A 13,308-nucleotide genomic window follows, 5' to 3' on the forward strand; every position below is an offset into this window, starting at 1 on the left:
CAGTAGCGATGTCGTTACTCGACGTAGCGAATGAGGTGTTCGCGCGGCTGTCTTGTTTTCGGGCGCGGCTCGCTTTTGCGGTAGCCAAAGGCAACCATGCAGGCTACGCCAAAGCGTTCCTTGTCCAGCAGTCCTTCAGCTTGCAGGAGTTCCTCTGCCTGTTTTTTGTCGAAGCCTTCGATCGGGCAGGAATCGATGCCGATCATGGCGGCTGAGGTCATCATGTTGCCAAGGGCGATGTACGTTTGTCTGGCTGCCCATTCGAACATGACGCGCTCGTCTGCAAACAGCTCAAAATCTTGCTTCAAAAATTTGTCGTACATGGCGCTTTTCGCGGTGATGACGTTTTCCGGCAAAAGCTGCACGTTTTTCATCTGGTTCACTACGTAGTCGGAATCAGCCGCCATCTCTTGCTTGGTACGCGCCAGGATGATGACAAAATGACTCGCTGTAGCCAGTTGCTTTTGCGCCCCCCAGGAAACGACAGACAGCTTGTCGCGCAGAGCGCGGTTTTGCACGACGAGAAAGTTCCAAGGCTCAAAACCGAATGAGCTGGGAGAAAGGCGAGCCGTTTCCATAATGAAAGCGAAGTCTTCTTGTGCAATCGTTTTGTCTGCGGCAAATTCTTTAGTGGCGTGTCTAGTTTCGTATGCTTGCAAAATCTGTTCTTTTTGGATCATGTTATCCTCCAGATAAGGTAAGTTATTTTGGGGAAGTCATCGGGTAGAACGGACAAAGGACAGGACGGTTTCGATCAGCTCTGCCTCCTGCTCCCACAGTACCAGGTGTCCCGAAGCGATCTCGTGGTAGCGCGCGTCAGGCAGGAGAGCGGCCATTTCCCTTGTCTGCTCCACAGGCACCATGCGATCGTAAGTCAAGCCGATGGCCAGTGCTGGGGCAGTGACTTTGCCAAGCAAAGGCCGCAGGTTGATGCGAGTGTCAAGTTCAGCCTGTTTGCCAGTACCTTCGGCAAGTGTCGCAGCCAAATTGGCGGTAAACTCATGCAACTGCTCCAGTGTTTGAAACGAGCTGTAAAACGCCGGGCTGAAGCCAGTGTGGATGGCGAATTGGGCGAACAGCTCCCGATCCTGGCGGAACAGCTTTTGCCACAGATCGAACTGATAGGCGACAGCGAGATCGCTTTCTACCCAGCCCGCGATCGCTGTCACCGATTGGACTCGCTCCGGGTATTTGGCGGCGATGGCAGCTGCAACGACAGCGCCGAGCGAGTAGCCTACGACATGAAAGTGCGTAAAGCCTTCCTGCATAACTGCCTGCACATTTTGCTCGACCAGATCGTCCAGCTCCAGCCGCTCGCGGTCGTCTTGCGTTTTGCCCGAGCCGCTGTAATTGGGGGTGATGACGGTAAAGTCAGGTGCCAGCGCCTTGCCGAGATTGCCCCACGTGCCTTCGTAACTGCCTCCTGTACCGTGGATCAACAGCACGGCAGGTCCGCTTCCTTCTACTGCATATGCGACGTTTATGGGACCAACCTGAACGAATTTTTCCATGAGGGCCTCCTTGAAATCGTGTTTTACAAAAGTGATCTTACCGAATACACTGTAAAAAAGTAAGTACGCACTTTTTCGTTGAATACTTACCAAAAGGGAAGTGAGAACCATGGGGAACCAACAGGTGATTTATCAAATAAACGGCAAACAGTTTCAGTGTCCGATCGAGCTGTCTGTTTCCATTCTTGCAGGAAGATGGAAAACGACGATTATTTGCCAACTGATGAACGGGAAAAAGCGGTACGGTGAGCTGAAGAAAAACATCATGGGCGTGAATCACAAAATGCTCGCGGAACAGCTGCGGGAGCTGGAAGAGGCGGGGATTGTGCTGCGGCATGTGTACCCGGTCGTTCCGCCAAAGGTGGAGTACGAGCTGACAGAGCGGGGAGAAGCACTGCGTCCCGTGATTGAATACTTGATCAAATGGGGAGAGCAGTTTGGCACGCCTGTGGCGGATGAAGTGGAGCCGACTGCCTAAAACTGCTGAAAGCACCGGGCCATAATCGCATACGACAACCATACGACCACCTGAGAACGGCGGATTTTTTTCGGGCGAAGGCAAAAGAGGGAAGGAAGCGGCCGATTTGTTTTTACGGTCCCCCCTCCCTATGAAAATAATGGTATAATCAGCCAAGAATAGCATGCAGCTAGGTGCCTTTGCGAGAGCAAGGGGTAACAGGGAATCGGGTGAAAATCCCGAGCGGTCCCGCCACTGTAATTGGTGAGTTCTCTTTCCAACATGTCACTCGGTATGGAGCATAACCATCGGGGAAGACGAAAGAGCGCGATGAGCCAAAAGCCAGGAGACCTACCTAGTTTGTCACACCCGTAATCCTTCGCGGAAAAGGTGAGGTGTAGGAAGAAGCTGCGACAGCTTGTGTCTATTTATTCATGATGTCGACTGATTACTTCTACACGTTTGCCTCGTCCGGCGGGACGGGGCTTTTCTATTGATCACAAAAAGATAGGGAGTGGAAACGATGCTGCAAAAGAACCGGAAAAGCTGGATCGGCAAAGTATGGCTGTTTGGCCTGCTCACGATTTTTTTGGTCGTGACTGGCTGCTCTGCTGCTTCACCGTCATCGTCAACGCCTGCGGAACAGAAAACTGAACAGGCGGTGCCGCAGGAAAAGCAGGAGCTTGCTTTTCAAGATTCCGCAGGGACTGCGATCACGGTAAAGCTGCCAGTAGAGCGGGTGGTCGTGCTCAATCGCAACACGGCAGAAGCGATCAAGCTGCTGGGAGCCGAGCAGTACGTGCTGGCTACAGGCGACACGACGGTCAAAAATAACCCGTACCTCGGATTTGACAGCAAGCCGGATGTGGGGGAAACGAAGCAGATCAATCTGGAGCAAATCATCAGCTTGAAGCCGCAAATCGTCTTCGCCTATACGAATCGCCCCGACAAGACGCTGGAGGAAAAGCTGGAGCCAGCCGGAATCAAAGTCGTGCGAATGAACAACTATTTGCCGGAACAGATGGATGAGGAGCTGAAGCTGCTCGGCAAAATTTTTGATAAATCGGACAAGGCAGACGAATTTCTCGCCTGGAAGCATTCGATTGAAAAGCTGTTAGCGGACCGGGTGGCGGGCATCAAGGAGGAAGACAAAAAACAGGTGCTTGCCTTGTCAGCCGGATTTCTCAATACGAACGGGGGCTACCGGATTTTCCCCAGCCAGTCGTTAGACGGGAAGCCAGGAGTAGGGGAAGGCTACGCGACGATTCTGGCTGGCGGGAAAGACGCTGCCGACTTGCAATGGAATCCGGCGGAGGCGTCGACTACGATCATGGTCGACGAGGAATATGTGCTCAAGCGCAACCCGGAGGTCATTACCCTGCACGGCACCTGGCTGGGTGGCTACAATGTGAAGGATACGAAGCCGTTTGAAGAAGCGCTGCGCCATATTATGAGCACGACATCTGTTTCGCGGCTCAAGGCGGGGCAAAGCAAAGACATTTACTTTTTCTACACCAACTTTGTCGGATCGGACAAGCGGTATATCGGCAATCTCCAACTAGCCAAATATTTGTACCCGGATAAATTCCAGGATATCGATCCCGAGCAGTATGCCAAAGAGTATTTTGAAAAATGGTTAGGCGTGCCATACCAAGGCATTTGGCACTATTCGTTCAAAGATGTTCAATGACAGCCAAGGACAACCGCTGAGCAAGCCAGTGCAGCGACCGATCCAGGCCATCTATCACGGGAGCGTGAAAAGCAAGCTGCTCATTTTGACAAGCCTTTTCCTCCTGCTGGTGCTGCTGACGCTTTACGCAGTCAGTCAAGGGGCTGTAGAAGTTGCGTTGCCTGAGCTTTTGGCTATTTTGTCCGGACGCGCTTCCGATGAGATGACCGCCTACATCGTATACGAGATTCGGCTGCCGCGCATGGTCATGTCGATCATTACAGGAGTTTCGCTGGCATGTGCCGGTGCGATTATGCAGGCGATTTTGCGCAATCCGCTGGCAGACCCTTTTACGCTCGGCGTATCGAGCGGAGCGGCTTTTGGAGCAGCATTGGCGATCGTGGCCGGGACGAGTGTGTTTGGCATCAACCTCGTTTCGAGTGGACAGTGGATGATCGCTCTTAATGCCTTTGTGTTTGGCTGTCTCGCTGTGGGCGCGGTCTACGGCATCGCCAAGCTCAAAAACAGCTCGACGACCGTACTGCTTTTGGCGGGGGTGGCCATTGGGCAACTGTTTTCGGCGGGCGTTTCCGGTTTGAAGTTTTTTTCCAACAACGAAGCGTTGAAAGACTTGGTTGTCTGGCTCATGGGAGGATTTTGGGGAGCGAAATGGCAAGTGCTGCACATTTTGCTGCCGCTCGTGATCATCTCGCTTGTCCTTTTGCTGAAATACGCCTGGGACCTGAACTCGCTATGCGCTGGCGAAGATGTAGCGCGAACGCTCGGCGTCAATGTCAAACAAGTCCGCTGGGTGTGCCTTTTGCTCGTTACCTTGATGGCCTCCGTCACGATTGCCTTCACAGGGATTATCGGGTTCATCGGGCTGGTGGCACCGCATATCAGCAGAATCATCATCGGGACGGATTATCGATTTTTACTGCCGTGCTCTTGCCTGATGGGCGCTTTGCTGCTGCTCTTGTCAGATACGGCAGCCCGCATGGTATTATCTCCGATCGAGATTCCGGTAGGCATCATCACCGCGTTGTTTGGCGCCCCGTTTTTCGTCTATTTGCTGTTGAAAAAGCGCAAGGACTACTGGGCATAAGGAGGACGGTCGGGTGTACATGCAGGTCAAGGATTTATCGATCAAGTACGGAACGAAGATGATTCTGAAGCAAATTCAGATGAACTTGCAAAAAGGCGAGGTCGCAAGCATCATCGGGCCAAACGGTGCCGGGAAAACAACCTTGCTCAAAAGCATGGCGTCGATTATCCCGGTGGAACGAGCGCGGATCTGGATCAAAGACAGAGACATTCGCTCCTATTCGGCTAACGAGTTGGCGAAAACGCTGGGGTACGTGCCGCAGCACACGGCTTTCGGCTATCCGTTAACGGTGTTGGAGACGGTGCTTCTGGGCAGGAAACCGTACATGCAGTGGAACGTGACCGCTCACGATCTGGAAGTAGCGGGAGCAATCATGGAGCGGCTGCAACTTGCGGAAATGGCGCAGCGTTATATGGACGAGCTGAGCGGAGGCGAGCGGCAAAAGGTACTGATTGCGCGAGCGCTTGCCCAAGAGCCGGAAATACTGCTGCTGGATGAGCCGACGTCCGCTCTCGATATTCGCCATCAACTGGAGGTGCTGGAGCTGGTTCGGCAGCTTGCCCTCCAGCAGCAAGTGCTGGTCGTGTTGATCATGCACGATCTGGAGCTGGCGGCCAGATATTCAGATCGCGTGTTTTTGCTGCAGCAAGGGCAAATTTATGCTTCCGGGCGGCCGGAGGAAGTGTTTACCTCTGCGAATATGGAGCAGGTGTACGGAGTAAAAGTCGAGATCGGGCAGGGCAGCAGCGGTCTGAAGTTGACGGCCACGCTGCCAGAGTCGCGATAAGCAAGGGGGAGAACATGTACTACGGAGTAAGGCTAGGGATGAAGTCCAGGGAAGCCTGGATGGAAGGGATGAAAAATTGGGAAGGCAAGCTGCCCGAGCGCATGACTGACGACCAGCTGGAAGAAAGCTTTTGGGATCAATTTTTGCAGCGCAAAACGGCGGAAGCGGAGCCGGATGACTATGTGCGGGAGATTGGCAGGGAGCTGCTTTCCTTTATTCAGGAAGACGATGAAGTGCTGGAGATTGGGCCGGGATGGGGAAATTACACGTTTGCGGCGGCGAGCAAAGCGCGGTCGCTCACTTGCGTAGACAGTTCCGCGAGTGTGCTGGGCTATCTGGAGCAGGGGGCGCGTGCGAAAGGGCTATCCAACATGAGCTTTGTCCATGCCAAGTGGGAAGAGTACGAGCCGCCCGTCCATGATGTCGTGTTTGGTGTGAACTGCTATTATCGGATGCAGGCGATTGATCAGGCGATGGTCAATATGAACAATTCGGCCAGGCGGTTGGCGGTGATCGGGATGACTAGCGGGCCGGAAAAGCCGCACTACTGGGATATTCATCAGCAGCTCGGGTACAAAATCAAGTTTTCGCGCAGAGACTATATTCATCTGACCAATTTGCTGTATGAGCTGGGCATTGACGTGAACTGCAACATTCTTCCTTTGCAAAAAACGTACGTGTACGAGTCGGAGGAGCAGTTTGTCAGCCAAAATTTGAGCGCGATTATGGAGCCGTCCTATGATCGGGAGAAAGCGGAGGCGATTTTGCGCCAATATTTGGTCTGGGTAGATGGCAAGCCTGCGTATGTGCATCAGTTTAAAGCGGCGTTGTTGTATTGGAAGCCGGAGAGAAGGATTAGTTTGTAAAGATGGTGTTGATCGTAGCTGTAGCGGAGGGAGGAAACAGGAGAAACACACAAGCAAAACAAGCACGAAAAAGCTTCGCGCACAAAATGCAGCGAAGCTTTTTATCATGCTAGGCAACTCTTTTCGGCATGGCGAATCCGAACTTTTTCTACGCATTCACTCAACGCATCCACTTTTCCATCCCATTGAAAATCCATTCCGCTTCCGTCCCAACAGCCAGACGGATCAATGCTTCCGACCCGTTTTCCTCCGCGAAGCGTTGTTCGGCACTCGTGATGGGAATCATCCAGAGCAGGTTGACCGGATCGCCGTAAACCGTCGGGAAGGCCAGCGCCGGGGCGCTTTGGGGCTTGGCGAGCAGCATGGATGTGAAGCGGCCGTCTACCTCGCTGATCTCCTGACAAGGGATGGTGTGCCCTTGGGCGAGAAAAGTCATGTACGACCAGGGCAGCGTTGTTTGCCCGCTGATGTAGGCCAAAAGTTGCTTTTCATTTTCGGCCAGCCATTTGGTTTCGCAGGCAAAAGCCAGCTCGAAGCGGCGCAGTTGTTCCGGTGATTCGGTATATAGCTCGACCTTTGGCTGCGGCACGATGGAGACGCCCAAGGTGACGGCGTAGGTGATTTCGCCCTTTTCCACCGTGACCAATGCTTTCGGCGGCCAGTGACCGCCGTCGATGCCGTAATAGTTTTTGACCGGGCCAAGCGTTGCCGTGATCGCGTCGAGATACTGATGCTGCAAGTCTGGCCAAGGATTTTCGTCCCAGCTCGCCCAAAATTGCCGGGCAGCTTCGATTCGCGCAAACAAAGCGTTTGTGTCTGGTGTGCCGAGCGGAAAGCAGAAAGGAGATTCTGCGATACAGTCTCGCGCATAAGCCGGATAGCTGGAGCCGTCTGCCTGCTGCCCCGCCCAGCCGGGAATGACGCACAGCACCTCGTCTTGATAAAGCAAAGCTGCGGCGTCTCCTTCTGTCAGCCAGACAATTGACAGCTCATCTGGGTCGAGCTTTTCCGCGCCTTGCGGATGGGCGCAGCAGTTGCGCGGCAGCATGGGAGCGTTTCCGTCTTCCATGGCCGAAAAATCGAGTGTCTCGGGAGCTGGCCCGTAATTGCGCACCCAGCAGGAGCGAATACTCGCGTGTTCCTGACCGGGGTAGTCCCACAAATAAAAATAAACGCCAGATTCATCTTCTTCGACAAAGGCTTGAATGTCGCAAAGTGGAGAAAATTCCTCCAACAAAATGTTTTTCATCGGATCACCTTCCAAACGGAATATGGTAGATTCTTCATCAAAATAGGTAGATGTAAACTTGCACGGAACAGGGGTAGAATACCATAATTGACTATTGGTGGCAAAATTTCGTCTAGACAAAAGATAGAAACGAAAGCGGGGAGCAACGATGAATCAATGTACACTATACGTCTCCATAGCTGACTATCAAAAAATAGTCGATGCGATCAAGGAGACTTTTCCAGACAAAGAAGTACAAGCTGCTGCGGACGGACAAAGCGTGACTGTCACAGACAAGAAATGGTTTGGCAAAAGCACACTGGCCTTCAACTTCATGCGCGAGGAAGCCGATCCGGAGCGCTTTTTGCAGATGAAAAAAGGGATGTACGGATTTTTTGCCCAGATTGAGACGGCGCATGAAAAGGTCAAGGAAAAGCTGCTGATCCAGATTACCGCGCTCAACGTGGCCGTAGGCATCGTAGCCAGCAAGGAAATCGACCAGGAAACGTTCGCTGCTGTCCTGGCGATTGCCAAGGAAGTATCCGGCATCGTTTTCCTCCCGACAGGCCACATGCTCGATAAAGAGGGCCGCCTGCTTTTGAACACCGAGGGCGAATCAGAGGTGGACGACTATTTGGTGACGGTGAGCACCGAGTTTATCGATCGGCACGTGCGTCCATCCCAGTCCGGGGAAGAGCGCAAAGCGCGCAACATCCAGCTTTTGCAGGAGCAAGGCGTCCCGTATATTAACCATTTGCCTGTCATCGTCGGGGATGAGGATGCTGTCATCAGGACCAAGGAAGAGATCGTGCAGCGGGCTATTGCTTTGTGCCTGATTGCCGTCTACGCCGCCGGAATCGCGGAGAACGGGGAGATTGCCGAAGAGCGCGAGTTCATCGAAGGAATTATCGAGCAGTACGGCGCGGCAGACTTCTTTACGGAAAACGAAAGAAAGCTCCTCGACGACCCGAATCCAAGCCAGAACGACATGGTGCAGATGGCGTGGATGTACGAATGCTACTGGGTGCTGTTGTGGGCGCTCGGCTATAAAAAAGAATTGGAGTTTCCGAGCGAGATTTGCGATGTCAGCTATGCCATCGATGTATTGCGCAGCGCGGGAAACTATCAAACTTTCTACGACAACGCCGTCGTGCGAAGCAAGGCGGAGATTTTGGATCAGGCGGATTTGATCTATCGCTACGATTGGGCGTGCGTCGATGCGCGCATCAACAACCGGACCGTGGCGGGAGGTTTGGAGCCGGGAGTCGTCATGGAAAGACACAGGGCACTAAACTGGCTCGTGCGTCACATGGAAGACGAGTGGGATCATGTGCAGATGGACACATAGGGTTCGCTAAAAAGCAGCAACAGGCTGATATCGTTCACGAACGATGTCGGCTTTTTTCGTTGTGCTCGAAAAAGAGTTGGGTACTTTTCTCGACCGATTTGTTAATACAATCTGTTTTTTTCCGTATTAACTAGCGTGAGACTCACGGACAACCACAACAAATTGCGCAATTTGTTCCTGTACCATGTCTGAGTCGGGAGGGAAGGGAGGGGAAGTAGTTGGAGATTGTTCAAATGAGCACCAAAACGGGCATCCACCAAAATCAGCTGAACGAGAGCCACGATGAGTGCATGGCAGCGGAAAAGTTCGCCGAGATTTACGATGCGTACTACAAACGCGTCTACAAGTACATTTGCTACCGGATCGACAATCACTATGCGGCAGAGGAAGTATGCAGCCACGTATTCGAAGCGGTGATTGCCAAATACAACCGCTTTTCGCCGGAAAAAGCGAGTTTTGAAGTATGGCTGTTCGCCATTGCCAGAAATGCGGTGACGGATTACTTCCGCTCACAGAAAAAAAGGGCCGCCTTCTCGCTCAGTTCGATTTTGAATTTGGCTTTGCCCAAGTCGTCTCCGGAAGACATCGTGATCCGCGATGACCGCCATGCCGCTTTGTTCCGGGCGCTGGCAAAGCTGAGCGACAAAGAACGCAACATCATCGGCATGAAGTATGCGGCAGGCTTGAAAAACGCAGAAATCGCAGAGCTGCTTGGCGTCAGCGGTTCGAATATCGGGGTTGTGCTGTACAGATGCTTGAAGAAGCTGCAAAAAGAACTGGAAAAAGGAGGTTTTCGGCATGAGGAATAAGCAGGATACAGACGAATTTCGCGAGCTGGCCGACTATCTCGCTCATGTGGAGCTGGATGACCAGGCAGCGAGGGACAGAATCTACAACCGGCTTGCAAACAAGCTGAAAGCCGGAAAAATCCAGGCAAAGCCTGTGGAAAAGGATGAGATCGTGATGAAAAAAAGCAGTTGGAAAACGGTTGCGGCCAGTGTCGCTGCCATTGTCTGCCTGACGGGAGCTTTCTCGACTACCTCGTTTGCCCAAGAAATGCTGTCCTCTATTTTGGCGCGGTTTCAAGTGGGGAATTTGCAAATTGTGCAATATGACAAAGAGCCTGTTGCACCTGCAAGCGAAAATGCAGCCGTCCAAGCCGGAGCAGACGGCGCCCGTGCCGTGACTTTGCAGCCGCGTCCCAATCTGACGGTGCAGGAAGCCCGCGCTGTACTCGGTTCGAACTTTCCCGCGCCATCCTGGGTAGCCGATTACGAGTACGTCAACACGGTCGTTCACGGTGACAGCATGGCGGAAGTCCAATATGCGCATGGCGATAAAACAGTGAACTTCCTGATCTCGAAAGGCGGGGAAAACGGGATCGGAACGACAGAGGAAGTCAAAACGCAAGTGCTGAACGGAACGAAAGTGTACATGGCGAACGGGATTGTCATTTGGGAGAAGGACGGGTATACGATCGAGTTGTATGCGCAAGATGATTTTGCGCCTAACGTATTGGGCAAAATCATTGACGGCTTCTCGACAGGAGCGCCGCTGACACAAACGGAAATCGAGCAAGCGAGAGAAAAGCTGAAAAATGCTCCTGTTACAGAAGGGGCTGGCCCTGCTCCAGCTCCCGCGCCCGTGTCCGGTAAGTAAGCGGATTGCAACCAGCGAAGCGTGTCCAGGCGACGCCATGTTTTTAAGTGGCTCCCGCGGGCACGTTTTTTTGTTGCCAACTGCATGTGCCGAGCAGCTTGTCGCTTGACATTATTTGATTAGGACTATATAGTTCTAATCATGAAAAAAATCTCGAATCGCGACCATGTGATTGCCAGCGCATCCGCTCTGTTTTTGCAAAAAGGGCTGATGAATACGAGCATGGATGACGTCGTGGCGCAGAGCAAAGTCTCCAAGTCAAATATTTACTACCATTTCAAGAGCAAGGAGGAGCTTGTTGTCGCTGTGTTGGACTACCGCGCCCAATTGTTGCGCACGGTGCTTGATGAGATTGCCCAGGCCAGGGACTTGACCGCTGCGAGGCGGATCGAGCAAATTTTTGCCGCACTGGCTGACGAGCTGAACGGGCGAGACTGTGTGGGAGGCTGTCCGATCCTGTCCCTTCTGTCCGCGCAAATCCCGCAGGTTCGGGTTCGCATCCACGCGTTTATGCGCGAGCTGCAAGGAGTAGCGGAAAATGTGCTAAGAGAAGGAGTTGAGCGAAAAGAGTTCAAGGCAGGGATTCCGGTTCCCGAGACAGCGGCGCTTCTCATCACGATTTTGGAAGGAGCCATGCAGCTTGCCGAGTCTTACGGCAACACAGAAGCTTTTATAAACGCAGGCGCTACTTTTCTACACTTGATTCAAGTGTAGGCTTTTTTTGCAATTGATTAGTACCAATTAGTCCTATTAAAGGGAGGTTCATTTTATGGCAGTTGTATTGATAACAGGAGCGACAGGGTTTATCGGCCGGGAGGTAACAAGGCGCTTGGCACGCGCAGGACATACGGTGTTGGCGCTCGTGCGCTCCCTGGAAAAGTGGGAGAGGCAACTGGCTGCAATGACAGCCGAAGAGCAGGCGAACAGCAGCGCAGTACGGGGGGATTTGCGCGAGGAGAGGCTGGGGCTGTCAGAGCTTGACTACCAGCGGGTGCTTGCCGCAGATACGATCATTCATGCCGGGGTGCCGATGGATATCTCGCTCGGTGAGGAAGCGGCCAGAAAAGTCATTTTGCAAGGAGCCGATCATCTGTTGAAGCTGGCGGGCGAGCTGCACCAGCGCAAAAGGCTGCAAAAGCTCATTCACCTTGTCGGCTACATGAGCCCTTTTGACGATGCGAGCGCGACGCTTGCCACAGATGTGTTCGCCGAGAACAAGCTGTTCGATCATGCGGGAGGCTATGAAAAATACAAGTTTTTGGCTGACCTGTACGTGCGGCAGCAAGCTCATCAAGCAGGAATGCCGCTGGTTGTCGTCAATCCGAGCACAATCATCGGGCCGCGGCATACGGGAAGCACCGAGCAGACGGATGGCCTGGGACTTGTGGTCAACTCCATGCGGCAGGGGAAATTTCCCGTATTGCCCGGCGGAAAAGAATGGTGGCTCCCGCTGCTTGCCGTGGACGATCTGGCAGAAGTGATCGTCGGAATTGTCGAGGCAAAAGGCATCGCGCACCAGACGTACTACGCCTTGAACGAGCGCGGGGCGACGCCGTCTTTCCCGGAACTGGTGCAACTCATGGCAAAAGAACTGCGAATGAAGCCGCCGTCCGTCCCGTTCCCGCTGTCCGTTTTGAAAACGATCGTGCGCAACGGAGGCAGCCGCTTGCTCGGCGTTCCGGCCAACTCGATGGACTTTATCGTGAAAAAACAGTTCCCGCTCGCGCCTTTTCAGCAAATGAAGCAAACGAGGGGCGTGGGCGAATATCAAGCGGACAGCCATCTGCCAAGCGTTGTGGCTGATCTCGATTATCGCTTGTCTGCCCGGGGCGATGCCGCTCCCGATGCTTTTCGGCGGGCGAAAGTCGCAGGCTTGGCTGCCTATCAGAAGCCAGGCGTGGAGGGAGCGCCATGGGTACTGTTGCACGGCTTGTTCAGCGAGCTTGGCGATTTGTTCCCGCTGGCTGAGCAGCTTGGCGAGGAGAAGGTATGGCTGTGGGACTTGCCGGGCTTTGGCAGATCGCCCTATCATCACCGGGAGCAAAAGCTGGGCGGCTTCATCGAGGCGGTCGCCAGCGCGCTCCGAGAGCTGCCTGCTCCCGTCCATTTGGCAGGGCATTCGTTTGGTGCTTTCCTGGCATGGGAAGCGGCCAAGCGAGTGCCGGACAAGATCGCCGGAGTGTATTTGCTGCAACCGCCGCTGCACGCCCCGAAGCAGAACCCGCTGCTTGTGCAAATCGGGAAGAGCGAGAGCTTGCTCCAGCGCTTTTTGCAAAAGCAGCTGACCCGCCCCCGTCTGGAGAGCACGATGATTGAACAAGGGATGTTTCGCTTCGTGGCTGAGGTGCCGGCTGGCTATCTGGACAAGACAAAAAGCCTTCTGCAATCACCGCGCATCAGCAAGACACACGCAGAGGTTTTGCGTTATTTCATGCACGATTTTCAGCAAATGGAGTGGGGTCAAGCTGCCGCTTTTCCCGTTCACCTTGTATGGGGAAATCAAGACAGCGCCTATCGCCTGACAAGCGAGCAGGAGATAGCGCTTGGGGAGAGGCAGATCGCGGTACACCGCCATGATTTGGCCCATCATTTTCCGCTCAGCCATCCGCACGAGACAGCCAGCTTGCTGCGGTCACTGAGGGGATAGGAGATAGCTTGACTTCCTGACTGTCCGACTT

At 53.5% G+C, this 13,308-nt stretch carries 13 protein-coding genes and 1 riboswitch; of the genes, 10 read left to right on the forward strand and 3 right to left on the reverse strand.

Features of this window, described 5'->3' with window-relative positions; genetic code table 11:
- Positions 1-14: 14 nt before the first annotated feature.
- Together IRJ17_RS07950 and IRJ17_RS07955 are read right to left on the reverse strand one after the other, a co-directional pair.
- The gene (locus IRJ17_RS07950; protein ID WP_423751963.1) at positions 15-677 is read right to left on the reverse strand and encodes an NAD(P)H-dependent oxidoreductase; all 663 of its coding nucleotides are present in this window, start codon (positions 675-677) and stop codon (positions 15-17) included.
- 39 nt (positions 678-716) lie between these two features.
- Positions 717-1,511 carry an alpha/beta fold hydrolase gene (locus IRJ17_RS07955; protein ID WP_242774162.1) on the reverse strand — a complete coding sequence of 265 codons (795 nt, stop codon included), beginning with the start codon at positions 1,509-1,511 and terminating at the stop codon, positions 717-719.
- Positions 1,512-1,620: 109 nt separating this feature from the next.
- Between IRJ17_RS07955 and IRJ17_RS07960 the strand changes: the two genes are divergently transcribed.
- From IRJ17_RS07960 to IRJ17_RS07980, 5 genes are all read left to right on the forward strand, one after another.
- Positions 1,621-1,989 (forward strand): winged helix-turn-helix transcriptional regulator, encoded by a 369-nt coding sequence (locus tag IRJ17_RS07960; protein ID WP_173597666.1) that lies wholly within the window; start codon positions 1,621-1,623, stop codon positions 1,987-1,989.
- Positions 1,990-2,143: 154 nt separating this feature from the next.
- Positions 2,144-2,341: riboswitch (cobalamin riboswitch) on the forward strand.
- A 150-nt stretch (positions 2,342-2,491) separates the two neighbouring features.
- Positions 2,492-3,658: an ABC transporter substrate-binding protein gene (locus IRJ17_RS07965; protein ID WP_242774165.1), complete on the forward strand. Its 1,167-nt coding sequence runs from the start codon at positions 2,492-2,494 to the stop codon at positions 3,656-3,658.
- Between the two features lie 28 nt (positions 3,659-3,686).
- Positions 3,687-4,742, forward strand: a complete 1,056-nt coding sequence (locus tag IRJ17_RS07970; RefSeq protein ID WP_229049759.1) for a FecCD family ABC transporter permease — start codon at positions 3,687-3,689, stop codon at positions 4,740-4,742.
- A gap of 19 nt (positions 4,743-4,761) precedes the next feature.
- Entirely contained in the window at positions 4,762-5,529 is a 768-nt protein-coding gene (locus IRJ17_RS07975) for an ABC transporter ATP-binding protein (protein WP_217365748.1), read from the forward strand.
- Positions 5,530-5,543: 14 nt separating this feature from the next.
- A complete protein-coding gene (locus IRJ17_RS07980) occupies positions 5,544-6,395 on the forward strand; it encodes a class I SAM-dependent methyltransferase (protein ID WP_122963743.1) in 852 nt (283 codons plus the stop codon).
- A gap of 160 nt (positions 6,396-6,555) precedes the next feature.
- Here IRJ17_RS07980 and IRJ17_RS07985 read toward each other — a convergent pair whose 3' ends face one another.
- Positions 6,556-7,644 carry a suppressor of fused domain protein gene (locus IRJ17_RS07985; protein WP_242774168.1) on the reverse strand — a complete coding sequence of 363 codons (1,089 nt, stop codon included), beginning with the start codon at positions 7,642-7,644 and terminating at the stop codon, positions 6,556-6,558.
- Positions 7,645-7,792: 148 nt separating this feature from the next.
- On the opposite strand from IRJ17_RS07985, the gene IRJ17_RS07990 reads away from it, so the two are divergent.
- The 5 genes from IRJ17_RS07990 (at position 7,793) to IRJ17_RS08010 (ending at position 13,277) form a co-directional block, all read left to right on the forward strand.
- Positions 7,793-8,971, forward strand: coding sequence for a DUF4272 domain-containing protein (locus tag IRJ17_RS07990; protein ID WP_173597663.1), 1,179 nt, complete (start codon positions 7,793-7,795; stop codon positions 8,969-8,971).
- A gap of 233 nt (positions 8,972-9,204) precedes the next feature.
- Complete coding sequence (locus IRJ17_RS07995; protein WP_242774178.1) at positions 9,205-9,780, forward strand: sigma-70 family RNA polymerase sigma factor; 576 nt, start codon at positions 9,205-9,207, stop codon at positions 9,778-9,780.
- The gene (locus tag IRJ17_RS08000) at positions 9,770-10,630 is read left to right on the forward strand and encodes a hypothetical protein (protein WP_242774181.1); all 861 of its coding nucleotides are present in this window, start codon (positions 9,770-9,772) and stop codon (positions 10,628-10,630) included. The genes IRJ17_RS07995 and IRJ17_RS08000 overlap by 11 nt, the downstream gene beginning before the upstream one ends.
- Before the next feature lie 141 nt (positions 10,631-10,771).
- Positions 10,772-11,344, forward strand: coding sequence for a TetR/AcrR family transcriptional regulator (locus tag IRJ17_RS08005; protein ID WP_122963748.1), 573 nt, complete (start codon positions 10,772-10,774; stop codon positions 11,342-11,344).
- A 55-nt stretch (positions 11,345-11,399) separates the two neighbouring features.
- Positions 11,400-13,277, forward strand: a complete 1,878-nt coding sequence (locus IRJ17_RS08010; RefSeq protein WP_173599392.1) for an alpha/beta fold hydrolase — start codon at positions 11,400-11,402, stop codon at positions 13,275-13,277.
- The last annotated feature ends 31 nt before the right edge of the window (positions 13,278-13,308 follow it).

This window comes from Brevibacillus parabrevis, assembly GCF_022701015.1.
Classification (GTDB): domain Bacteria; phylum Bacillota; class Bacilli; order Brevibacillales; family Brevibacillaceae; genus Brevibacillus; species Brevibacillus parabrevis.

Coding starts and splice junctions, on each gene's coding strand:
- IRJ17_RS07980 (WP_122963743.1), top strand. CDS start 5,544: ATGTACTACGGAGTAAGGCTAGGGATGAAGTCCAGGGAAGCCTGGATG.
- IRJ17_RS08010 (WP_173599392.1), top strand. CDS start 11,400: ATGGCAGTTGTATTGATAACAGGAGCGACAGGGTTTATCGGCCGGGAG.
- IRJ17_RS07955 (WP_242774162.1), bottom strand. CDS start 1,511: ATGGAAAAATTCGTTCAGGTTGGTCCCATAAACGTCGCATATGCAGTA.
- IRJ17_RS07985 (WP_242774168.1), bottom strand. CDS start 7,644: ATGAAAAACATTTTGTTGGAGGAATTTTCTCCACTTTGCGACATTCAA.
- IRJ17_RS07960 (WP_173597666.1), top strand. CDS start 1,621: ATGGGGAACCAACAGGTGATTTATCAAATAAACGGCAAACAGTTTCAG.
- IRJ17_RS07995 (WP_242774178.1), top strand. CDS start 9,205: ATGAGCACCAAAACGGGCATCCACCAAAATCAGCTGAACGAGAGCCAC.
- IRJ17_RS07975 (WP_217365748.1), top strand. CDS start 4,762: ATGCAGGTCAAGGATTTATCGATCAAGTACGGAACGAAGATGATTCTG.
- IRJ17_RS07965 (WP_242774165.1), top strand. CDS start 2,492: ATGCTGCAAAAGAACCGGAAAAGCTGGATCGGCAAAGTATGGCTGTTT.
- IRJ17_RS08000 (WP_242774181.1), top strand. CDS start 9,770: ATGAGGAATAAGCAGGATACAGACGAATTTCGCGAGCTGGCCGACTAT.
- IRJ17_RS08005 (WP_122963748.1), top strand. CDS start 10,772: ATGAAAAAAATCTCGAATCGCGACCATGTGATTGCCAGCGCATCCGCT.
- IRJ17_RS07990 (WP_173597663.1), top strand. CDS start 7,793: ATGAATCAATGTACACTATACGTCTCCATAGCTGACTATCAAAAAATA.